Origin of the sequence: Hydrogenophaga sp., assembly GCF_022844385.1 — a bacterium.
Taxonomy (GTDB): Bacteria; Pseudomonadota; Gammaproteobacteria; order Burkholderiales; family Burkholderiaceae_C; genus Hydrogenophaga.
This window is the reverse complement of record NZ_JALHLX010000049.1, coordinates 1-20,484: the sequence shown is the minus strand read 5'-3', so window position 1 is coordinate 20,484 and position 20,484 is coordinate 1. Positions and strand designations below refer to the sequence as shown.

Genomic DNA, 20,484 nt, shown 5'->3' with positions numbered 1-20,484 from the left:
GCCTGGGGTTCGGCGTCCTGCACAGGGTCCAGAACTTCTTCGTCCACCGACACGGTGCGGGCACTGGCCCGCACCGCACTCAATGCGCAGGGCCACACCCATCAGGAAACGGTGCTCGCGTTCGTAAAGGCGCCGCAGGGCACCCTGTTCGCCGCGCGCGCAGGCTGCCAGCGCGGCGTTGTGATCGAAAGGCGTGGGATCGCTGGAGGGCACGGGCGGCGGTCAGACCAGCGGATCGATCGGACGCCGGCCCGCGGGCATCACACAGCCTTGTAGAAGATGTAGTCGGATTGGTACTTCACGATCTGCTTGCTGCCCATGTTGGCGGCGCCGCAAGGCATGGCCGGGGCCACACCACCCACGGTGGCGACGCGCTGCACATAGGTCACACCGGTCATGACACCAGTGCCCATGGCGGGGTTGGCCTTGACCAGTTGCAGCGGGATGTTGCCGGCGGCGGCCGGGGCCACAGCCACTTGCGTGCCGGTGAACTTCGAGCCGTCCATGCTTTCCCAGGTCGCGGGTGGGCCGTAGTACTTGCCGACCTGTTTGCCCGAACGGTCCATCAGCTTGGCGTCGGGACCGACGAACACCCATTCGAACTGGCCGGCCATGTTGGCCTTGGCGCGGCATTCGTAGGTGATGTCGCCAGCGCCCACGGTTTCCATGACCACTTTGTGGCCCATGGGCACCTGCACCGAGGCGGGCAGCATGGCCTGCGAATACATCATGGGCGCGGGGCCGGTGGCGCAGGCGGTCAGGGCAAGGGCGGCCGCAGCGGCCAGGGTGGATTTGATCATCATGGGGAAAACTCCTCGAAGGTGGTTTGTGGGCAGCAGCGCAAATTCAACGCCACTGCTACCACTACGCCCGAGAACGGCATCTGGATGCACCCGACCCGAAAAAAAACTTTACGCGCATGCGTACGGCTCCGAACGGTGTGACTGCAAGGCTCTGCATAAGCTCTGTTCCATGCAACTCGACATCCAGATCCCGGACATCCATCACACGCCCACCAGCCGGCGCCCGGTGTCGCCTCCGCTCATGCGTCTGACTGGCGCCAGCAAGCTGTACGACAAGGGCAGCAGCCCCCGCGAAGCGCTGCGCTCGGTGGACCTGGACATCCACAGGGGTGAATTCGCGGCGATCGTGGGGCCCAGTGGCTCGGGCAAGTCGGCCCTGATGAAGATGCTGGGCTTGCTGGAAGCGCCCACCAGCGGCGGCTACAGCTTCCAGGGTGTTCAGGAACAATCGCTCTCGACCGAGCAGCGCCTGTGGTTGCGAAGGCGTTTTTTCGGCTTCGTGCCGCAAGCGTTCAACCTGCTGCGCAGCACCTCGTTGCAGGGCAACGTGGCACTGCCCTTGATGTACCGGGGCTTGTCGGCAGAACGCTGCCAGTCGGCCGCCATGCGGGCGCTGGCGGTGGTGGGTCTGGAAGACCAGGGTCACAAAATGCCCGACGACCTCGACGGTTCACAGCAGGGCAAGGCCGCGATCGCCCGGGCCCTGGTCTGCAATCCGAGCGTGCTGTTGGTGGACAACGCAAGCCGGCCTTCGGACCAGCCCTTGTGCGCCGACATCGGCAGCCTGCTGCGCAAACTCAACACCGAGCACCTGATCACGGTGGTGCTGGTCACCCAGCGGGCCAGCGCCGGCCACTGGGCTCAGCGCACGGTATCGCTCAACGGCGGCGAGGTGGAACAGGACATCAGCCGCGCAGCGGCCAGCGCCCTGCACTGAGATCGATGCGTCAGGCGGCGCGCGGCTTCACCAGCGCGGCGGCCTGCTTGGCGCGCGTGCGCGCCGTTTCCACGTCGGCGTCAAACGCCAGCGCCACGCCCATGCGGCGCTTGGTGAAACTCTCGGGCTTGCCGAACAGGCGCACCTCGGTTTGCGGCACACGCAGGGCGTCGTCCACCCCGTCGAACGCGATGCCGGTGGCGTCCATGCCACCGTAAATGACGGCACTGGCGCCTGGGCTCTTGAGCACGGTGCTCACCGGCAGGCCGAGGATGGCGCGCGCGTGCAGTTCAAACTCGTTCTGCCACTGCGTGATCATGGTCACCATGCCGGTGTCGTGCGGGCGCGGGCTCACCTCGCTGAACCACACCAGGTCACCTTTCACGAACAGCTCCACGCCGTAGAGCCCCTGGCCGCCGAGGTCGTCGGTCACGGCCTTGGCCACGCGACGCGACTCGGCCAGTGCGGCGGGCGTCATGGGGTGCGGCTGCCAGCTCTCCACATAGTCGCCGCTCACCTGCACATGGCCGATGGGGTCGCAGAAGTGGGTTTCGATCTGCCCGTCGGCGTCCAGCGCGCGCACCGTGAGCTGGGTGATCTCGTAATCGAAGTCGATGAAACCTTCCACGATGATGCGGCCCGGGCCGACACGCCCGCCCGACATCGCGTAGTCCCAGGCCTTTTGCACGTCGGCCGGACCGTCGATCTTGCTCTGGCCCTTGCCGCTGCTGCTCATCACCGGTTTGACGATGCAGGGGTAGCCGATCCCCCCGTCAATCGCAGCCTGCAACTCATCCAGCGAATCGCAGAACTGGTACGGACTGGTCGGCAAGCCCAGCGTCTCGGCAGCCAGGCGGCGAATGCCTTCGCGGTCCATGGTCAGGCGCGCGGCGCGCGCGGTGGGGATCACACGCACCACGCCGGCGGCTTCCAGTTCCTGCAGCATCGGCGTGGCAATGGCCTCGATTTCGGGCACCACCAGGTGCGGGCGCTCGGCCTCGATCAGCGCCTTGAGTTGCGCCGGATCGCTCATGGTGATGGTGCGCGCGTGGTGCGCCACCTGCTGGCCCGGCGCGTTCTCGTAGCGGTCGACCGCAATGGTTTCCACGCCCAGGCGCTGCAATGCAATCAGCACCTCCTTGCCGAGCTCGCCGGAGCCGAGCAGCATGACCTTGGTGGCCGAAGGAGACAGCGGTGTGCCGAGCGTGGTCATGGGGTAACTCCGGAAGACAAGGAATTCAGAGGGCGTTGCCCATGGCCTCGCCCAGGCGCACGGTGTTGCCGGGCGCCCAGTCGGGGTTGAAGGTGACGGTGTCGCGCGGCCAGAGCAGCACCACGGTGGAGCCGAGCAAAAAGCGGCCCATCTCGTCACCGCGCTGGAACACCACCGGCGCATCGTCGTAGCGCCAGGTGCGCACTTCGCCCGGGCGCGGCGGGTTCACCACGCCGTGCCAGGTGGTGGCCATGCTGCCCACGATGGTGGCGCCCACGAGCACCTGCACAAACGGCACGGTGGTCTCGCCCACCTGCAGGTCAAACACACACACCACGCGCTCGTTGCGCGCGAACAGGCCGGGGACGCCCTGCGCCGTGGCCGGGTTCACCGAGAACAGGTCGCCCGGCACGTGGATCATCTGGCGCAGGCGGCCGCCGGCCGGCATGTGGATGCGGTGGTAGTCCTTGGGGCTGAGGTAGATGGTGGCGAACGAGCCGTGGTCGAAAAGGCCCGCCAGCTCGGCGTCGCCGCCCACCAGCGCGCGCGTGCTGTAGGTGTGCCCCTTGGCCTGGTAGATCTGGTCGCGCGCGATTGCACCGAACTGGCTGATGGCGCCGTCCACCGGGCACACAAACGTGGCGTCGGCCAGCGGACGCGCGCCGGGCTTCAGGGCGCGGGTGAAGAATTCGTTGAAGTTGCCGTACGCCGTGGGGTCCGGGTTCGCGGCCTCGGCCATGTTCACGCCGTACTTGCGGATGAAGCGACGGATGATCCACTGCGTGATGGCGCCCCAGCGGCCGTTGGCCACCCAGCCGCCGAATTCGGTGAGCGCACGTTTCGGGAACAGGTATTGCAGGGAAACGGCGAAGGACATGGGGATGAGGCAGTGAAGACAAGACCCTGACGGGCAGCCCCGCATTGTAGGGGCCGACCCCGGTGGCCCCTGGCCACAGGGGCACAATGCCGCACCATGACGCAAGCCCTGTTTGAATGCCACCACCTCGTGAAACGCTACGGCGACAGCACGGTGGTGAACGACCTGAGTTTCTCGATACAGCCCGGTGAATGCCTGGGCGTGATCGGGCCCAACGGCGCCGGCAAGACCACCACCATCCGCATGTGCCTGGGCTTGACCGCACCCGACGCCGGCACCATCACCGCCTTTGGCCTGGACATGCCGCGCGACGCGTTGGCCATCAAGGCGCAGCTCGGCGTGGTGAGCCAGATGGACACGCTGGACCCCGATTTCGACTGCGCCGAGAACCTGCTGGTGTACGGCCGCTATTTTGGTTTGCCGGCGGCCCAGGTGCGTGCGCGCATCCCGCAGCTGCTCGAATTCGCCGCGCTCGCGCACAAGGCGCAAGCCAAGCCGGGTGAACTGTCGGGTGGCATGAAACGGCGCCTGTCGCTGGCGCGTGCGCTGGTCAACGACCCGAAGCTGCTGATGCTCGACGAGCCCACCACCGGCCTGGATCCGCAGGCCCGCCACCTCATGTGGGAGCGCTTGCAGATGCTGTTGCAGCAAGGCAAGAGCATCTTGCTGACCACCCACTTCATGGACGAAGCCGAACGCCTGTGCTCGCGCCTGCTGGTGCTGGACCACGGCCGCAAGATCGCCGAAGGAAAACCCCGGGAGCTGATCGCGCAGCACCTGGAGCCCGATGTGGTGGAGGTGTACGGCCAGGGCGCACTGGCGCTGGCCCAGGCCGAAGAACACGCCGCCGTGCGCGCGCTGGCCGCCCGCGTGGAGGTGAGCGGTGAGACGGTGTTTTTCTACACCGCGCAGGCCATGCCGCTGCTGGCGGCGCTGGGTGCACATCCGCAGCTGCGCACGCTGCACCGGCCAGCGAATCTGGAGGACCTGTTCCTCAAACTCACCGGCCGACAAATTCGAGAAGATGGCTAGACCATGAACACCACCACTGTTGCAGCCGCTCCATCGCACTTTGCGCCACCTCGCCTGTCCATGCGCTGGTGGCCCGTCTTCCTGCGCAACCTGCTGGTCTGGAAGAAGCTCGCCATTCCCAGCCTGGTGGGCAACATCGCCGAGCCGCTGATGTGGCTGGTGGCGTTTGGCTACGGCATGGGGGCGCTGGTCGGGCAGGTGAGCGTCAACACGCCGCAAGGCAGCGTGGCCGTGCCCTACATCCTGTTTCTCGCCAGTGGCAGCATCTGCATGAGCGCGATGAACGCGGCCAGCTTCGAGGCGCTGTACTCGGCGTTCTCGCGCATGCACGTGCAGAAAACCTGGGACGGCATCATGAACGCGCCGGTGAGCCTGGACGATGTGGTGATGGCGGAAATGTTGTGGGCCGGTTTCAAGGCCCTGTTTTCAGTGACGGCCATCATGCTCGTGATGCTCGCGCTGGGCATCAGCCATTCACCCAAGCTGCTGCTGGCCTGGCCGGTGCTGCTGGGGGTGGGCATCACGTTTTCGTGCATCGCCCTGGTGTTCAACGCCCTGGCCCAGGGCTACGACTTTTTCACCTACTACTTCACGCTGTTCCTGACGCCGATGATGTTCCTGTCGGGCGTCTTCTTTCCTCGGGAGCAGTTGCCGGTGGTGGTGCGCCACATTTCCGACTGGCTGCCACTGACCAACGCGGTGGAACTGGTGCGGCCTCTTTTCATGGACCAGTGGCCTGCGCAGCCCTGGCTGCATGCGGGTGTGCTGCTGGTCTACACCGTGGCAGCGTTCTGGATCGCCCTTGCTTTGACTCGCAAGCGCTTTGCGAAATAACCGATGCCCCCACGCTCCGCCGCTTCGCGGGTCGCTGCCCCCCGAGGGGGCTGGCCTGGCTTGGGGCGGCCCGGCGCTGCGGCCTTGCCTTCAATGAACCGTCTGCAGCGCGGGCTGTGCGTCCACGTACAGCTCGGCACCGGTGTCCATGAACTCTTCGGCTTCGATCACGGCGTCGAAGTCGCGGGCGGCGTCGAAGATCTTGGGGATCAGGGGCTTGTCCAGCGGGCGGCAGATGCGCTGGCGCAGGCCGCGCAGGTTGGCGCTGGTCTCCATGGCGTGAATCACGGCTTCCGGATCGAGCATCAGGACGAAGGGGTTGAGGCGGCTGGACGTGGTGGACATGGTGGGCTCCTGGGGGAATGCGGTGGATGTTTCAAATCGGGTGTCGATGAAACAAACTGTATTCGCCACCCTTCGAGCCGTTAAGTCGGCGCAGCCCCATTCCCGCTGTAAGAAGTTGCCTGACAGGGCGTCCGGGACACCTACACGCCCGGCGTGAACAAAGTCACGGTCCGCTGCGCAGCGCTTCCACGCTGGCGCGCACCACCGACTGCACGCTGCCCGACTCCTTGTACTGGTTGCGCAGGAAAGTGGCGTGGTTCCCTGCCCGCGCTGCGGTGCGTTCGATCTCGTCCAGTGCGGCCATCGAGTTCAGCGCCTGCCCGTGCGGTGCTGTTCTGCGCAGCGTGGCCAGGATGTCTTCGCGGATGCTGATCTGCTCGCGCGTTTTCGGATTGACCATCATGCCGTCCAGCCCGAAGCGGCAGGCCTGAAACCGGTTGTAGGTGTAGACGAGGTAATCGTCTTCTTCGGGCGGCAGCTCGGTGCGCTCCAGCAAGTGCCGACACAGCGCCTGCAGGTAACACGCCAGACCCGCGGCGCGCTCCACCGTGAGCGGCGTGTCGCACACACGCAGCTCGATGGTGCCGTACTCGGGCTTGGGCCGGATGTCCCAGTAAAAGTCCTTCATCGACTTGACCACCCCGGTGCTCTCCATCTTGGTGAAATACACGTTGGCGAACTCGTCCCAGCTCAGCGTGAAGGGCGCGCGGCCGCTGAGTGGAAACGCGAACACCGAGTTCAGGCGAGCCGAGTCGAACAGCGTGTCAACACCCTGCGAGAACGGCGACGAGGCTGACAGCGCAATGAAGTGCGGCACGTAGCGGTTGAGCGAGTGCAGCAGGAACAGCGCCTCGTCGGCGTTGGAGCAGCCGATGTGCACGTGTTGCCCGAACACGGTGAACTGCTTGGCCAGATACCCGTAGAGACCCGAGAGCTCCTGGAAGCGCGGCTTGGAGAAGATGCGCTGCTCGAACCAGCGCTGGAACGGGTGCGTGCCGCCACCGGCGATCTCGATGTTGAGCCGGTCACCCGCCTTCACCAGCGTGTCGCGGATCTGCTGCAGCTGGGCCAACAGCGGGCCGTGTTCGCGCTGGATGTCGGTGGCGATCTCGATCATGCTTTGCGTCATCTCGGGCGTGACCACCCCCGGAAACGGCTTGCGCTTGAGCAACTCCAGCAGGTCATTGGCGCTGCTGGAGAGATCGAGGTCGTAGGTGTTGACGAGCTGCAGTTCCAGCTCCACGCCCATGGTCAGCGAATCGGACGATTTGAAAACTTCCAACGGCATGGCTTATTCCTTCGTGACGTGGGTTTCATGGGCAGTCATCAGCGCACGCTGTGTGACCACTGGTCCGAGCAGTTCCTGCACCACCATCATTCCGGCCATGGCAGAGAGCACCGCCACCGCCGGTGCAAAGCCGTACAGGCGCGTCTGCTCCAGCAGCAGAATCGCAAACGCCGACATGGGTGTGAGCGCCAGGCCGGTGAGCAGGCCCTTGCGCTCGGTGATGCCCGACAGGCGCGCAGCCACCAGGTTGCAGCCCACCTTGGAGGCCGTGCGCACCGCAATGAGCAAGAGCCCCATCAACATGCCGGCGCCCACATCGGCCCAGTTCAGCAGCGAGGCGATGTAGACGAACAGGAAGACCGAGGCCATGTCGCCCGCCGTGCCGAAATCGCGCTGCGCGTTGGTGAGGTGCACGCGCCGCTCACGCGCCACGATGCCGAAGGAAAGCGCCGCCAGCAGCGGCGACAGCTTGAGGCCGTAGGCGGCGGTGGTGAGCAGCAGCACGGCCAGCGCAAACACCACGGTGACGCCACGCTCGTTCGTGCTGCGCTGGCGCAGCAGCCACGGCACCGCCACACCCAGCAAGGCGCCGATGGCCACCGAGGTCGCCACCACGTACATGCTGCCGAAGGCCGCGAGCACCAGGTCGCCCGAGGTGCTGAGGTACCAGTAGCCCACCACCAGCTTGAGCGCCACCACCGACAGGATGCAGTTGATGGCACACAGGTGCAGCACGCGCTCGGTCACCTGGCCCGCGCTGCGCAGCTCGTTGGCCACGCGCACCACACCGGCGGGTGAGGCGGAGATCGAGAGCGCCGCGATGATGAGCCGGTGATCCACTGGCAGGTCAAACCAGCCACTCACCCAGTAGATGAGACCAAAAGTGACGAAAGACTCCACCACACCCAGCGCCAGCATCCACGGGTTGTGGCGGAACCACCGCAGGTTGATGCGGTAGCCGAGCTCGAACAGCACCAGCGACAGCGCCACGTTGGCCAGAAATGGCAAGCCCGGCACATCGGTGGTGAGGCCTGGCAGGTTGATCAGGCCACCGATCAGGCCAACGGCCACGTAACTGGTGACGCGCGGAATGTGCCAGCGTTCGAACAGTATCTCGGCCAGAAACCAGGCCAGCAGCAGCACCAGAGGCCAGGCGATGGACTGCAGCAAAAAAGCGAAATCGGTGACCATGGGCAGGCTCTCCAGGATGGGGTCTGTGGAATGGCGCTCCCGGGTGCGAGGCACCTCGGAACCACCAGGCAAACCGGCATCAGCGTGGCGCTGACTTGTACACCGGGAAGATGGCAAACAGGCGACCCGGAGGGCCGCCGCGAACAATCACATCGTCATCGGGGACGAATTTGAATCGACCTGATCGACAGCAAAACGCTGCTTGAGTTCCGGCAGTCCCAGCTCATCGAGCACTTGCGTCAACCGTTGGCCGGCCCGCTCGCGAGCCCCGTGTCGGTCGTCGGCCATTCTACGGGCGAGGATCAGCTCGTTTTTCATGGAGTGCTCCCAGCCCACCAGCTCGGTCACGGTCACGCTGTAGCCACTGGCTTCGAGCTGCAGGCATCGCAGCACATTGGTGATCTGGCTGCCGAACTCGCGCGTGTGCAGCGGGTGTCGCCAGAGTTCGGCCAGCGGGGAACGCGACAGGCTCAGCGCCTTGTGCTGGCGCAGCACACCAGCCACCTCGGCCTGGCAGCACGGCACCAGCACCATGTGGCTGGCGTGTTTGGCCAGGCCAAACGCAATGGCATCGTCGGTGGCGGTGTCGCAGGCGTGCAGCGCGGTGACCACGTCGATGCGCGCAGGCAAGCCCGGGTGTGTGAGCGCTTCCTGCACGGTCGTCGCCAGAAAGTCCATGCGTTCGAAGCCCAACTTGTTCGCCAGTGCGCGCGACTTCTCCACCAGCTCGGCGCGGGTCTCCACGCCGATCACGCGGCCAACGCCTTTGGACTTGAAGAACAGGTCGTACAGGATGAAGCCCAGATAGGACTTGCCCGCGCCGTGATCGGCCAGGGTCACGTCACCGCGGGTGGCCAGCACCTCTGCCAGCAACGGCTCGATGAACTGCACCAGGTGGTAGACCTGTTTGAGTTTGCGCCGCGTGTCCTGGTTGAGCTTGCCCTCGCGGGTGAGGATGTGCAGCTCCTGCAGCAAGGCCACCGACTGGCCTTCGCGCAGCTCGGGCAGTTGCTCCTGCAGCGTGGAGGCCGGGCGGGGCGACGGTTTGTGTTTGGCCATGTGCCGATGATAGGTGTGTGCACCCGGTACAAAGATCAGCAACGGTGACAATGGCCCATGACATCCGACCACCCCAGCACCCATCCCTACAGCGCCCTCACCCCCGACGTGGTGCAGGACGCGCTGGCCAGCATCGGCCTGTGGGGCGACGGGAGGATGGCCGCCCTCAACAGCTTCGAGAACCGCGTGTACCAGATCCACCTGGAGTCGCCCCTGGAAGGCGTGGACCAGGTGGTCGCCAAGTTCTACCGCCCCGGGCGCTGGAGCGATGCGCAGATTGCCGAAGAACATGCCTTTGCCGAAGAACTGGTGGCCGCCGAAATCCCGGCGGTGCCACCGCTGCGGGTGCAGGGCGAAACACTGCACCACTTCGGCGGCTTCACGTTCGCGGTGAGCCCGCGGCGCGGGGGACGCCGCCCCGAGCTCGACAACTTCGAGGTGCTGGAGTGGATCGGCCGTTTTCTGGCGCGCATCCACACGGTCGGTGCCACCCAGCCATTCCAGGTGCGCCCGGCGCTGAACGCCGCTGGCTTCGCGCACGAACCACGCGACTGGCTGATGGAACACGCCGCCGTGGCGCCCGAGGTGCGCACCGCCTGGTCGGCCGCTCTGGCCGAAGCACTGACCCTGATCGAGGCCCACCCCGTGCTGAAAGCCGGTGCGCCTGCGGAAGAGGACGGCATTCGCCTCATCCGCCTGCACGGGGACTGCCACCCCGGCAACATCCTCTGGACGCCCGAGGGCCAGCCCGGCGCCGGCCCGCATTTTGTGGACCTGGACGACGCGCGCACCGGCCCGGCCGTGCAGGACCTCTGGATGCTGCTCAGCGGCGACCGCCGGCAGCAGACGCAGCAACTCGGCGCGCTGGTCGACGGCTACGAACAGTTCCGCGCGTTTGACCGGCGCGAACTCGCGCTGATCGAGCCACTGCGCACGCTGCGGCTGATCCACTACAGCGCCTGGGTGGCCCGCCGCTGGGACGACCCGGCCTTCCCGATCAACTTTCCCTGGTTCGGCACCCGGGATTACTGGCAAGGGCAGGTGGACATGCTGGTGGAGCAGATCGAAGAGATGCAGGCAGCGCCGCTGATGGCCTGAGGGCTGGACGCACCGTCGGAATTCTTGACAGCGTCGTTCCTGACGGCGCCAGTCGCCCGGTCGAGGCTGCGTTCCGGCCGTCAAAACGCGTGCGTTTCATCACGGTGCCATGACACCTGGAACCTGAAAGCAGGAAAAGACGAGGTCTTTTCACTCCGTGAGCCTATGTGGCTCAGATTGTGCTTTTGGTTACATGTAGACCATTCACCTATTCCGGTACACCCCATGAAATTCACGAACTTTGCTGCTGCCTTCGCCCTCACCTTGGGCGCGCTCACCCAGGTCCACGCTGCGCCCCTCGTTCTGGGTGACACAGTGCAAGTCTCCAACCAAACGGGGACTGTCTTCACCCCGAGCACCTACAGCGACGGTCTCTTCACCAACGTGGCCTTCAAACTGAACGGATCCACCACAACCAGCCATGCCTCGGCTGGCCTGTTTGTGCTCGACCACAAACATGTCACCCCCGCCGTGGGCACCAGCTGGACGCAGTTCCTGAGCTTCTGCCTGGAGCCCGATGTCTTCCTGACCACGAACAACCAGTTCGACAACCCCTACACCGTGAATTCGGTCTCTGATGGCTACAGCACTGCGAGCGATGCCATCAGCGAACTCTGGGGTCGCTACTTCAGTTCGGTCACCAGCGATGTCACCGCCGCCGCGTTCCAGGTGGCTTTGTGGGAGCTGGCGTTCGGCGCGACCGACAAGAACCTGGACACCGGGGTCTTCCAACTCGTCACCAATGGTGGCGTGAAAACCCAAGCTCAGGAATGGCTGACCAGCCTGAACGGATCAGGCCCGAAGGCTCAAGGTCTGGTGGTGCTGACAGACAACCCTCGCTCCAACATCGACAACCAGGACCTGCTGACCCAAGGTCCCGTCAACGACGTGCCCGAGCCCGCCATGCTGGCCCTGCTCGGCATCGGCCTGGCGGGCATGGGTCTGGCGCGGCGTCGCCAGTCGGGTGCAGCGCAAGCCGCCTGAAACGACTTCGCCCCCGCGCATTGCGCTGACCGAAACCCGCCATCCGGCGGGTTTTTTCATGGGCGCGCGCCAACTCGCCGCGACTTGCTGCAAACGCGTCGGTTTTACTTACACATTCGCCATCGAGAATAGTTCAATGGTTCCAAGTTGTTGATCTTGTTTGTGGTCTTTGGTTGGCATGCATCGTGCTAAATCAGAACGTCATTAACTCTTTGGACCACACACATCATGAAACTCTCCCCTTTGGTTCTGTCGCTGGCCCTGGCCTTCGGCACGGGGGCCGCGAGCGCCGCGCCGCTGGTTCTGGGCGATCAAGTCAACGTGAGCGACCAGAACGGCTCCCCTTGGACCCCTACCCCGGTTGCCGGTGACAGCAACGGGCTTTCGACCGTCGTTGAATACCGGCTTGACAACGGCAGCACGCAAGACGTGCGCACCGGCCTGCATGTGCTCGACTACCGGCATGTGAGCGGCGCGGTCGGCGCCAGCTGGACCCAGTTCCTGGCCTTCTGCCTGGAGCCCGATGTGCCGCTGAGCTCGTTCGACAACCCCTACACGGTGCGCACCCTGGCCGAGGCGGGCTACGGCACCGTGAGCGGCGCCATTGCCGAACTCTGGGGGCGCTTCTTCGGCAGCGTCAACAGCAACCTCACCGCCTCGGCCTTCCAGCTCGCGCTGTGGGAGCTCGCCTATGGTGAGACGGACCGCGACCTGTCGGCCAGGGGCGATTTCCGCGCCTCCAGCGGCGACACGCGCGATCTGGCGCAAAGCTGGCTCGATGCCCTTGACGGCACCCTCTTCGCCACCAACCTGGTCGTGCTCAAGGACAAGCCCGGCGGCAACTCGCGTCAGGATCTGCTGACCTGGTTGCCCCTGGACGAAGTACCCGAGGAACCTGAAGAGCCTGAAGAGCCCGAAGAACCCGGCAACGAAGTCCCTGAACCCGGCGTGCTGGCACTGCTGGGCATCGCCTTGGCGGGCCTGGGTCTGAGCCGCCGCCGCCAACGCTCGCTGGCCTGACACTTCGCAGCCCGGCAGGGTCACCAAACGGCCCTGCAGGGTCAGCATCAAAGTCCCCACAACGGGGACTGTCTTTGTTCATTTGAATTGCACGCAATTAAATTGCTCACAACAATACAGCCATGACCTCTCGCCCACTTCCTTCTTCCGATCAAGCCCTGCAGCTTGACCACCAGTTGTGCTTTGCGCTGTATTCGGCCTCGCTGGCCATGACCAAGCTCTACAAGCCCTTGCTCGAAGAGATCGGCCTGACCTACCCGCAGTACCTCGCCATGCTCGCCTTGTGGGAAGAAGACGGCCTCGCCGTGTCCGATCTGGGTCAGCGGCTGCACCTTGATTCCGGCACCCTCACACCGCTGCTCAAGCGCCTGGAATCGGCCGAGTTGGTGACACGCCTGCGCGATGTGGAGGATGAGCGCCGCGTGCTGATCCGCCTCACCACAGCGGGTCGCAAGCTCAAGGCCCGCGCGGCCCGCATTCCGGGCTGTGTGCTCGACGCTTCGCAATGCAAGGTGTCCGAAGCGATGGCGCTCACACAACAGGTGCAGGCCTTGCGCGACCGGCTCATGGCCTGACCACACACCGCTTCACCCACCCCTTTCACAACCCGCTTGTTGCAAGCAACCCAACCAGGAGCCTTCATGCCCACCAACCTCGACAAAGTCGTCTACACCGCCCGCGCCCACACCACCGGTGGCCGCGAAGGCACATCACGTTCGGACGACGGCATGCTCGACGTCAAGCTCTCGCCACCCAAAGCCATGGGCGGTTCGGGCGCTGCCACCAATCCCGAGCAGCTGTTCGCCGCCGGTTACTCCGCTTGTTTCATGGGCGCCATGAAACACGTGGCCAGCATGAAAAAAGTGGCGGTGCCCGCCGATGCGTCGATCGATGCTGAAGTGGACATTGGCCCGATCCCGGCCGGTTTCGGCATTGCCGCCCGCCTGAACGTGAGCCTGCCCGGCATGGACCGGGCCGTGGCCCAGGACCTGGTGGACACCGCGCACCAGGTGTGCCCGTACTCCAACGCCACCCGCGGCAACATCAACGTGACGATCACGCTGGTGTAAGCCTCGGCTTGCGCAGCAAAAAGCCCGTCCGGCTCACGCCGGACGGGCTTTTCTTTGAGGGTTGCGGCGACGCTCAACGGTGGTTGTGGTCCGGGTCGTAGATGGTGGTGCTGGTGCCTACACCCACACCAACCCGCGCGTTGCTGTTGCCGATCGCGGTGCTGGTGCCCACGCCCGCACCGGCGCTCACCGCACCGCGCTGGTTCACACCCACACCCACGCCCACCGGGCCCACACCGGTGCTGACGCCGGCACTCACGCCGCCCGAACCCAGCCCCACGCCGATGGAGAACGGGCCGACCGGAATGCCGACCCCCACGCCCACCGCGCAGCCACCGAGCAGTGCGCCCGAGCAGAGCAGCGCGGCCAGGCGGACGGTGGGCACAAGGGGCTTTCGATCAGAGCGCGCAAAGATGTTCATGAAATTCCCGACAGGTTCGGGGCCCGGCGCACGCCAAGCCCGGTCAGAGTGACTTTTTTCAGCGGCCATGGTTCCAGCGCTCCGGCAGACGGTCTCAGGCCGGGTCTTTGCCCAGCCGCTCCATGGCGTCGGCCAGCCAGTCGGTGCGCAAGGCTTCCGGCGCTGCCGGCCGCACCAGCCAGCCGCCTTGTGCGGGTGTCACGCGGGCCTGGCCGTCCTGCCAGAGCAGCCAGGCCAGCCACGCACATTGCGCCGCCGTGGGTGCCTGGCCGGCCGGCGACACGAGCAAGGCGGTGAACACCGCGGCGTCGGCCACCAGCACCCCGTCGCCACTCACCTCACCACCCACCGAGCGCGCCAACGCCTGCAGGGCAGCGGCCGGGTCCACGCGCGGGCCCAGTGCCTGCACCGCCTCGCGCAACTGCGCCGCGATGGACGCGCCCCGCAAGGCTTCGGCCTGCAGCAGGTCGGCGTGGTCCCAGCGGTGCCAGTCCACCTGCGGTTCGGCCCCGCCCACCGCACGCGCCGCCTCGGCGAATCGGTGGAGGGCCTGGTCGTGTGCGCCCACGTGCACCGCGGAGCCCACCATCAGCAAGGCAGACAGCCGGTTGGCCAGCAGCCGGCTCTGCTGGGCCAGCAGCTTGTCGCGCATCAGGCCGTCGCGTTCGCTGCGCAGTGCCGCCAGTTCCAGCGCGTTTTTCAGATCGGCGCGCAGGCTCTCCAGCTCCCAGGGCTTGTTGATGTAGCGGTAGATCTCGCCGGTGTTGATGGCCTCGATCGCGTCGCCCAACTCCGAATAGGCCGTGGTCAACATGCGCACGATGCCCGGGTAGTACTCGCGGGCGTGGCGCAGCAACTCGTTGCCGCGTTCGCCGGGCATGCGCTGATCGCACACCAGCACGGCCACGTCGGCACCGTGGGCCAGCAGCACGGCGCGGCCTTCTTCCACCGATCCCGCGGTGAGCACCGGGGCCAGCGGGCTGACCAGGCGCTCGAAGTACTTCAGCGCCATGGCCTCGTCGTCCACATACAGAATCTTCGCGGGTGTCATCGGGTCTCCTCGACCGGTGTGTCGTCTGGCGACGGAGGGAAATAGAGGGTCACGGTGGTGCCCTGGCCCTGGATGGAGTGCACGGCGATCTCGCCGCCCAGGGTGGTCATCACGCGTTGGCAGAACAGCAGCCCCATGCCGCTGCCGCCGCTCTCGGCGCGGGTGGTCACGGGCTCGCGCGTGAGGCGCTGCAACACCTCGGGCGCAATGCCGGGGCCATTGTCGATCACGCGCACGGCCGGCTGTGGACTCAGGCCGGGCACCATGGTCACGCGCTGCAGGCCAACGTGCACCCGGGGTTGCGAAGGGCGTTCCGCACGCAGGGCCATGAGCGCGTTCTTCACCAGCGTGCACAGCACCAGGTAGAGCAGATCGCGCCGCCCGGGCAGCGTGAAATCGGGCTCCAGCTCGACCGACAGCCAGCCGGACTCGCCAGCGTCAAAGGGATACTCGCTCTGCACCGCACGCACGAGTTCGCTGGCGCGCAGGCTGGCGGAGGTGTCGCCCAGGCTGGCGTCGCGCGCAGTCTGCACGAAAGTGGACACCAGCGACTGCGCGTATTCGGCGCGCCGCTGCGCGGCTTCGATCATGAACAGCACATCGCCTGGCTTCTGCTGGGCGATGTAGGCCATGCCGCCGTTGGCCTCGGGTTGGTCGCGGTGGTTTTCGCGCATGGCCGAGAGGTAACCACGCACGGTGGCCAGGGGGGAGGTGACCTCGTGCGCCAGAAAGCCCAGCGTCTCGCGCAGGGCCGACTCGCGCCGCGCGATCAGCGACTGGTCGCGCGTGCGGCGCACGCTGGTGGTCAGCGCTTCGCGCAGCGCCTGGCGGGTGAGCGCGTCGTCCAGCGGCTTCTCCAGGATCTTTTCGACCTGGCCCTGGTTGACGGCCGACATGGCCACGTCCTTGTCGGCGTAGGCCGACACCAGCAGCCGCGCCACATGGGGATACAGCCGCCGCACCTCGCCCAGCAGCGCAACACCGTCGCGCCCGGGCATGGCAAAGTCGGTCAGCAGCACGGCCACCTCGTGACCGCGCTCACCCAACAACGCCAGCGCCTCGTCCACGCTGGCGGCCGTCAACACGGTGAATTCGTTGCCGTAGAGGCGGGCAAACCATTTGCAGGCCTGCGGCTCGTCATCGACCATCAGGATGGCGTGCGGACCCCAGAGGCCTCGCGCTGCACCGGTGTCGTCAGCGTTCATGCGGGCCTCGGCAAGTCAAAGGTGAATTCGGTCCAGGCGCCCAGCTCGCTCTCCACCGCGAGCGTGCCGCCGTGGCGCTGCACGATGCCGTAGCTCACGCTCAGGCCCAGCCCGAGGCCGGCGCCCACGTCGCGCGTGGTGAAGAAGGGCTCGAACACACGCCCGAGGTTCTCGGGTGCGATGCCGGTGCCGTTGTCGCGCACCGACACAAACAAACGCTGCCCGCGCGGCACCACGGTCACGGCAATGCGCGGCTGCTCCCGTTTGGCGGCCTGCAGGGCGTGGGCGGCGTTGCTCAGCAGGTTGATCAGCACACCGATGATGGCGGGCTCGTCGCCCAGCACATGGGTGTCTTGCGGCAGCTCCACCGGCACGTCGATGCCCTTGAGCTCGTAGCCGGCCAGTCGCAAGGCAGAGCGCAGCGCATTGCCCAGCAAAAAAGGGCGCTGCGCGTCCTGCCCGGGCTTCTGGTAGGCGAAGGTCTTGAGGTCGGAGACGATGTTCTGGATGCGCTGCATGCCCTCGCGCGCATCGCCCAGGCTCTCCTTGAGCATGGCGTCGCCCTCCACCCCGGGGCAGGTCAGGCCCATGTCGATGGCCATCAGGCTGTAGTTCACCGGGTTGTTGAGCTCGTGCAGCAGACCGGCCGACAGCGTGCCGATGGCGGCCATCTTCTCGCGCTGGATGAGCTGGCCCTTGACCTCCGCCAGTTGGGTGTTGATTTCGCGCAGCGAAGCGTTCTTCTCGGACACCTCGTGCTGCAGAGAGAACAGCCGGATACGGGCCTTCTCGTTGAACCAGGTGCACACCGCGCTGGCGGCGGCAGAGAACAGGATGAACAAGGAGTTCGTGACCAGCCGCGAGGAGTCGTCGCTGCGATCGCCGTGCAGCACGCAGGCCGCCACGTACAGGCCCAAGGTGAGCACACCAAAGCCGATTCCCTCGAAAAAGGTGATGGGCAATATGATGCCGACCGCGTACAGCGCCAGGTGCAGACCCACGAAGTAGATCGACTGTGCACCATCGGTCTCGAAGATCATGAAGGCGATCATGATCTGCGGCAGCAGCAGCCACAGCATCGTGAGCGAGCGCACATGTTTGCGCCCGAAGGGCGTGAACAGCACAAAGAACACCCCCAGCGTGAGCACCGCCACCAACACCCGCAGCAGCGAAAACTCCAGCAGGCGGTCCGGGTACGAAAAATAGTCGAGACCAAACCCGGCCAGCACCAGCACGATGGAGGTGATGCTGCCGGCTTTGCTGTAAGTGAGCCGGAAGTCCGAGAGCTGCTGCTCGTAGGGCGAACTCGGGCGGCTAACCATTTTCAAGCGCCATGGCTTTCAGGCGTGCGTTGACCACCAGCTCGGCAAAGATGTTCACGCCCGTGGGGTCGGTGTAGAGCGTGACCGGTGCATCCACCTCTTCCAGCACCAGGCGCATCTGGGCTTCGTCGCGGTAGATCAGGTGCCACTCCAGCAGGTGCTCCATGCCGAAACGCTCCGGGTTGTCGGAATGCACGTTGGTCACCAGCAGGTGCGCGCCGGGATTGCTGCGCGACATGAAGTAGCGGATCAGGCGCGAGCACACCTTGTCCGACAAATAGTCGAACAGCCCGGCGCAGTAAATGGTGTCGAAGCCCTCGCCGTCCAGTGGCGCGGTGTCGCGCGTGGCGCGCTTGAGCAGTTCGTGCACCGACTCCTGCACATAGCTCACGTCGACCTTCACCCCGTGTTTGGCGGCGGCCTCTTCGATCTTCTGCTGCGTGTACCGCAGCGTCTCCAGGCTGAAGTCGATCAGGGTGAACTTCAGGCGCGACAGGTCGACACCGGTGGCAATGAGCTTCTGGATTTCCACGCCGGGCCCGCAGCCCACGTTGAGCACCCGCACGACACGGTCCTGCGCAGCCGCGTTCTCCGCCGCCTTTTTCAGGAAGTCCACCAGGATGTCGATGCGGTTGCGGTGCGCCACAGCCACGGCCGCCTTCAGGAACATCGCGTTGACCAGCTGGATGTAGGTGGTGCTGCCCTGGCGCGGATCGCCCAGGATCTGGTTGACCATCTCGTAGTCGCCGGCGTAGCCCAGCGGCTTGGCGAAGGTGCGGTAAACAAACGGTGCACGCAGCAACAACGGGTGCAGCGCGGTCTGTGCGTAGGCACGGTGCAGCAAGGAGTCTTCGGCCGGCAGTTGCGAGGCCTCGTCTTCCAGCCGCACGAGAAATTCCTTGCCCTTGACCATCAGCGGCTCGGCGATGGCGTTGAACACGTCGTCGGTCAGGCGACCGCTCCCATCGCGAGGGAGTGAATCGACCATGTCGGCCTGGTCGATCCAGCGCGCGGTGTCCGACAGGAAAGCCCGGAACTCGCTGATCGTGACCTGGTAGCTCTGCTTGATCTTGAAGCGCGACTCCCAGTCGGACACAAACCGCGCCGCCTCGTCGCGCACCTGGCGCACATCACCTCGGATGGCGTTGAGGTCGGACCACTCGTCAATCAGCGCCACCGACACCACCGCCATCAGCCCGGTGTTCAGCAGGCTCACCACCACCGCCTTGCCCTTGTAGATGATGCGGTCGCCCGAGCGGATGGTCAGCTCGTTGAGAACTTCGCTGACCTGGACGATGGAGTACGGGTTGTAGATCTCCATCACCAGAGAGCGGCGCTGCAGGCTGGTCAGGGTCCCGCGGGCGCTCTCGCCCTGGCTGTTGCGGAAAGTGACGACATGATCGAATGGGCGCTGAAGGTACACGGTAGGACCGGTTGACTGTGTTGAGGATCAGTTGCAATGCACTGTCCCTGGAAGAACCCCCCGGGGCACAGTGTAGTCACCCGCCGCGGGCCCTTCAGCGCCGCAGTCCGCCTATCACAACAGCAGCGAATTCACACGCTTGACATACGCGGCCGGATCGTCCGGCAAACCGCCCTCAGCCAGCAGCGCCTGGTCAAACAAGATGTGCGCCAGATCGTCGAAGTGTTCGCTGCTCTCCAGCTTCTTCACCAATGGGTGCTCGGCGTTCACCTCCAGGATGGGTTTCACGTCGGGCGCCGGCTGGCCGGCCTGCTTGAGCATGCGGGCCAGCTGGGTGGACAGGTCACCGTCTTCGACCACCAGGCAAGCCGGTGAATCCACCAGGCGCGAGGTCACGCGAACGTCCTTCGCCTTGTCCTTCAGGCTTTCCTTCAGGCGCTCCAGCGCGGGCTTGAACACCTCAGCTGCGGCCTCGGCGGCCTTCTTCTCGTCTTCGTCCTGCAGGCTCCCCAGGTCCACCGCGCCCTTGGCCACGCTTTGCAGCGGCGTGCCCTCGAACTCGGTGAGGAAACTCAGTGCCCACTCGTCCACGCGGTCGGTCATCAGGAGCACCTCGATGCCCTTTTTGCGGAACACCTCCAGCTGCGGGCTGTTCTTTGCAGCAGCCAGGTTGTCGGCGGTGATGAAGTAGATCGTGGCCTGGCCTTCCTTCATGCGTGCCTTGTAGTCGGCGAGCGAGGTCAGCTCGGTACCGGCGGTGCTGGCAAAACGCAGCAGTTTGGCCAGCTTGTCGCGGTTGGCGAAATCTTCGCCCAGGCCTTCCTTGAGCACCGCGCCGAACTCGGCGTAGAAGCCGGTGTACTTCTCCACGTCCTTGCTCATCTCGTCCAGCAGGGCCAGCACGCGGCGCGTGTTGCCTTCGCGGATGGCCTTCACGTCGCGGCTTTCCTGCAGCAGCTCGCGGCTCACGTTGAGCGGCAGATCGGCCGAATCCACCACGCCCTTGACCCAGCGCAGGTAGGCGGGCATCAGCGCCTCGGCCTCGTCCATGATGAAGACGCGCTTCACATACAGCTTGATGCCGGCCTTGCGGTCGCGGTTCCAGAGGTCTTGCGGCGCCTTGGCCGGAATGAAAAGCAGCTGCGTGTATTCGGTGCTGCCTTCCACGCGGTTGTGGCTCCAGGCCAGCGGCGCCTGGGTGTCGTAGCTCAGGTTCTTGTAGAACTCGGCGTACTGCTCGTCGCTGATGTCTTTCTTGCTGCGCGCCCAGAGCGCGTTGGCCGAGTTCACCGCTTCCCACTCGTCGAGCTT

Annotated in this window: 20 protein-coding genes and 2 pseudogenes; 8 read left to right on the top strand and 14 right to left on the bottom strand. The window is 65.5% G+C overall.

Annotated features, from left to right (window positions below):
- Nucleotides 1-81: 81 nt before the first annotated feature.
- Together Q0C59_RS10420 and Q0C59_RS10415 are read right to left on the bottom strand one after the other, a co-directional pair.
- A pseudogene (locus Q0C59_RS10420) lies at nt 82-213 on the bottom strand (RNA polymerase subunit sigma); the annotation flags it as partial.
- Between the two features lie 47 nt (nt 214-260).
- Nucleotides 261-803: a DUF3455 domain-containing protein gene (locus Q0C59_RS10415; protein ID WP_291214927.1), complete on the bottom strand. Its 543-nt coding sequence runs from the start codon at nt 801-803 to the stop codon at nt 261-263.
- A gap of 169 nt (nt 804-972) precedes the next feature.
- On the opposite strand from Q0C59_RS10415, the gene Q0C59_RS10410 reads away from it, so the two are divergent.
- Nucleotides 973-1,740 (top strand): ABC transporter ATP-binding protein, encoded by a 768-nt coding sequence (locus Q0C59_RS10410; protein ID WP_291214925.1) that lies wholly within the window; start codon nt 973-975, stop codon nt 1,738-1,740.
- 10 nt (nt 1,741-1,750) lie between these two features.
- Here the strand turns inward: Q0C59_RS10410 and purT are convergent, their stop codons facing one another.
- Both purT and asd read right to left on the bottom strand, forming a co-directional pair.
- Nucleotides 1,751-2,953, bottom strand: a complete 1,203-nt coding sequence (gene purT / locus Q0C59_RS10405; protein WP_291214922.1) for a formate-dependent phosphoribosylglycinamide formyltransferase — start codon at nt 2,951-2,953, stop codon at nt 1,751-1,753.
- A gap of 25 nt (nt 2,954-2,978) precedes the next feature.
- Nucleotides 2,979-3,830 carry an archaetidylserine decarboxylase gene (asd, locus tag Q0C59_RS10400; protein ID WP_291214920.1) on the bottom strand — a complete coding sequence of 284 codons (852 nt, stop codon included), beginning with the start codon at nt 3,828-3,830 and terminating at the stop codon, nt 2,979-2,981.
- Nucleotides 3,831-3,926: 96 nt separating this feature from the next.
- Between asd and Q0C59_RS10395 the strand changes: the two genes are divergently transcribed.
- Together Q0C59_RS10395 and Q0C59_RS10390 are read left to right on the top strand one after the other, a co-directional pair.
- Nucleotides 3,927-4,862, top strand: a complete 936-nt coding sequence (locus tag Q0C59_RS10395; RefSeq protein ID WP_291214917.1) for an ATP-binding cassette domain-containing protein — start codon at nt 3,927-3,929, stop codon at nt 4,860-4,862.
- Between the two features lie 3 nt (nt 4,863-4,865).
- The gene (locus tag Q0C59_RS10390) at nt 4,866-5,696 is read left to right on the top strand and encodes an ABC transporter permease (protein WP_291214914.1); all 831 of its coding nucleotides are present in this window, start codon (nt 4,866-4,868) and stop codon (nt 5,694-5,696) included.
- Between the two features lie 90 nt (nt 5,697-5,786).
- Here Q0C59_RS10390 and Q0C59_RS10385 read toward each other — a convergent pair whose 3' ends face one another.
- From Q0C59_RS10385 to Q0C59_RS10370, 4 genes are all read right to left on the bottom strand, one after another.
- Entirely contained in the window at nt 5,787-6,041 is a 255-nt protein-coding gene (locus tag Q0C59_RS10385) for a hypothetical protein (protein ID WP_291214911.1), read from the bottom strand.
- 163 nt (nt 6,042-6,204) lie between these two features.
- Nucleotides 6,205-7,329, bottom strand: coding sequence for a YbdK family carboxylate-amine ligase (locus tag Q0C59_RS10380; protein ID WP_291214908.1), 1,125 nt, complete (start codon nt 7,327-7,329; stop codon nt 6,205-6,207).
- A 3-nt stretch (nt 7,330-7,332) separates the two neighbouring features.
- A complete protein-coding gene (locus Q0C59_RS10375) occupies nt 7,333-8,520 on the bottom strand; it encodes a cation:proton antiporter (RefSeq protein ID WP_291214905.1) in 1,188 nt (395 codons plus the stop codon).
- A gap of 147 nt (nt 8,521-8,667) precedes the next feature.
- Nucleotides 8,668-9,579, bottom strand: coding sequence for an SAM-dependent methyltransferase (locus tag Q0C59_RS10370; protein WP_291214903.1), 912 nt, complete (start codon nt 9,577-9,579; stop codon nt 8,668-8,670).
- 57 nt (nt 9,580-9,636) lie between these two features.
- Here Q0C59_RS10370 and Q0C59_RS10365 point away from each other — a divergent pair, with 57 nt between their 5' ends.
- The 5 genes from Q0C59_RS10365 to Q0C59_RS10345 all read left to right on the top strand — a co-directional run bounded on the left by Q0C59_RS10365 (nt 9,637) and on the right by Q0C59_RS10345 (nt 13,751).
- Nucleotides 9,637-10,677: a serine/threonine protein kinase gene (locus Q0C59_RS10365; protein ID WP_291214900.1), complete on the top strand. Its 1,041-nt coding sequence runs from the start codon at nt 9,637-9,639 to the stop codon at nt 10,675-10,677.
- Between the two features lie 225 nt (nt 10,678-10,902).
- Complete coding sequence (locus tag Q0C59_RS10360; protein ID WP_291214897.1) at nt 10,903-11,661, top strand: PEP-CTERM sorting domain-containing protein; 759 nt, start codon at nt 10,903-10,905, stop codon at nt 11,659-11,661.
- Nucleotides 11,662-11,889: 228 nt separating this feature from the next.
- Nucleotides 11,890-12,681: a PEP-CTERM sorting domain-containing protein gene (locus Q0C59_RS10355; RefSeq protein WP_291214894.1), complete on the top strand. Its 792-nt coding sequence runs from the start codon at nt 11,890-11,892 to the stop codon at nt 12,679-12,681.
- Nucleotides 12,682-12,803: 122 nt separating this feature from the next.
- Nucleotides 12,804-13,256: a MarR family winged helix-turn-helix transcriptional regulator gene (locus Q0C59_RS10350; RefSeq protein WP_291214891.1), complete on the top strand. Its 453-nt coding sequence runs from the start codon at nt 12,804-12,806 to the stop codon at nt 13,254-13,256.
- A gap of 66 nt (nt 13,257-13,322) precedes the next feature.
- Nucleotides 13,323-13,751 (top strand): organic hydroperoxide resistance protein, encoded by a 429-nt coding sequence (locus Q0C59_RS10345; RefSeq protein ID WP_291214888.1) that lies wholly within the window; start codon nt 13,323-13,325, stop codon nt 13,749-13,751.
- An 88-nt stretch (nt 13,752-13,839) separates the two neighbouring features.
- On the opposite strand, the pseudogene Q0C59_RS10340 reads toward Q0C59_RS10345, so the two are convergent.
- The 6 genes and pseudogenes from Q0C59_RS10340 to htpG all read right to left on the bottom strand — a co-directional run.
- Nucleotides 13,840-14,172: pseudogene (locus Q0C59_RS10340) on the bottom strand (hypothetical protein); the annotation flags it as partial.
- A gap of 94 nt (nt 14,173-14,266) precedes the next feature.
- A complete protein-coding gene (locus tag Q0C59_RS10335; protein ID WP_291214885.1) occupies nt 14,267-15,223 on the bottom strand; it encodes a response regulator in 957 nt (318 codons plus the stop codon).
- A complete protein-coding gene (locus Q0C59_RS10330) occupies nt 15,220-16,428 on the bottom strand; it encodes a hybrid sensor histidine kinase/response regulator (RefSeq protein WP_291214882.1) in 1,209 nt (402 codons plus the stop codon). The genes Q0C59_RS10335 and Q0C59_RS10330 overlap by 4 nt, the downstream gene beginning before the upstream one ends.
- Complete coding sequence (locus Q0C59_RS10325) at nt 16,425-17,750, bottom strand: sensor histidine kinase (protein WP_291214879.1); 1,326 nt, start codon at nt 17,748-17,750, stop codon at nt 16,425-16,427. Before Q0C59_RS10325 ends, Q0C59_RS10330 begins: the two co-directional genes overlap by 4 nt.
- Complete coding sequence (locus Q0C59_RS10320) at nt 17,743-19,173, bottom strand: class I SAM-dependent methyltransferase (RefSeq protein WP_291214876.1); 1,431 nt, start codon at nt 19,171-19,173, stop codon at nt 17,743-17,745. Before Q0C59_RS10320 ends, Q0C59_RS10325 begins: the two co-directional genes overlap by 8 nt.
- A 114-nt stretch (nt 19,174-19,287) precedes the next feature.
- Nucleotides 19,288-20,484: molecular chaperone HtpG (htpG, locus tag Q0C59_RS10315; protein ID WP_291214873.1), on the bottom strand; the 1,197-nt coding region annotated here is incomplete at its 5' end.

What these genes read in the sequence shown, in the direction of transcription:
- Q0C59_RS10415 (WP_291214927.1), bottom strand. Translation starts at nt 803, where the DNA reads ATGATGATCAAATCCACCCTGGCCGCTGCGGCCGCCCTTGCCCTGACC.
- Q0C59_RS10410 (WP_291214925.1), top strand. Translation starts at nt 973, where the DNA reads ATGCAACTCGACATCCAGATCCCGGACATCCATCACACGCCCACCAGC.
- purT (WP_291214922.1), bottom strand. Translation starts at nt 2,953, where the DNA reads ATGACCACGCTCGGCACACCGCTGTCTCCTTCGGCCACCAAGGTCATG.
- asd (WP_291214920.1), bottom strand. Translation starts at nt 3,830, where the DNA reads ATGTCCTTCGCCGTTTCCCTGCAATACCTGTTCCCGAAACGTGCGCTC.
- Q0C59_RS10395 (WP_291214917.1), top strand. Translation starts at nt 3,927, where the DNA reads ATGACGCAAGCCCTGTTTGAATGCCACCACCTCGTGAAACGCTACGGC.
- Q0C59_RS10390 (WP_291214914.1), top strand. Translation starts at nt 4,866, where the DNA reads ATGAACACCACCACTGTTGCAGCCGCTCCATCGCACTTTGCGCCACCT.
- Q0C59_RS10385 (WP_291214911.1), bottom strand. Translation starts at nt 6,041, where the DNA reads ATGTCCACCACGTCCAGCCGCCTCAACCCCTTCGTCCTGATGCTCGAT.
- Q0C59_RS10380 (WP_291214908.1), bottom strand. Translation starts at nt 7,329, where the DNA reads ATGCCGTTGGAAGTTTTCAAATCGTCCGATTCGCTGACCATGGGCGTG.
- Q0C59_RS10375 (WP_291214905.1), bottom strand. Translation starts at nt 8,520, where the DNA reads ATGGTCACCGATTTCGCTTTTTTGCTGCAGTCCATCGCCTGGCCTCTG.
- Q0C59_RS10370 (WP_291214903.1), bottom strand. Translation starts at nt 9,579, where the DNA reads ATGGCCAAACACAAACCGTCGCCCCGCCCGGCCTCCACGCTGCAGGAG.
- Q0C59_RS10365 (WP_291214900.1), top strand. Translation starts at nt 9,637, where the DNA reads ATGACATCCGACCACCCCAGCACCCATCCCTACAGCGCCCTCACCCCC.
- Q0C59_RS10360 (WP_291214897.1), top strand. Translation starts at nt 10,903, where the DNA reads ATGAAATTCACGAACTTTGCTGCTGCCTTCGCCCTCACCTTGGGCGCG.
- Q0C59_RS10355 (WP_291214894.1), top strand. Translation starts at nt 11,890, where the DNA reads ATGAAACTCTCCCCTTTGGTTCTGTCGCTGGCCCTGGCCTTCGGCACG.
- Q0C59_RS10350 (WP_291214891.1), top strand. Translation starts at nt 12,804, where the DNA reads ATGACCTCTCGCCCACTTCCTTCTTCCGATCAAGCCCTGCAGCTTGAC.
- Q0C59_RS10345 (WP_291214888.1), top strand. Translation starts at nt 13,323, where the DNA reads ATGCCCACCAACCTCGACAAAGTCGTCTACACCGCCCGCGCCCACACC.
- Q0C59_RS10335 (WP_291214885.1), bottom strand. Translation starts at nt 15,223, where the DNA reads ATGACACCCGCGAAGATTCTGTATGTGGACGACGAGGCCATGGCGCTG.
- Q0C59_RS10330 (WP_291214882.1), bottom strand. Translation starts at nt 16,428, where the DNA reads ATGAACGCTGACGACACCGGTGCAGCGCGAGGCCTCTGGGGTCCGCAC.
- Q0C59_RS10325 (WP_291214879.1), bottom strand. Translation starts at nt 17,750, where the DNA reads ATGGTTAGCCGCCCGAGTTCGCCCTACGAGCAGCAGCTCTCGGACTTC.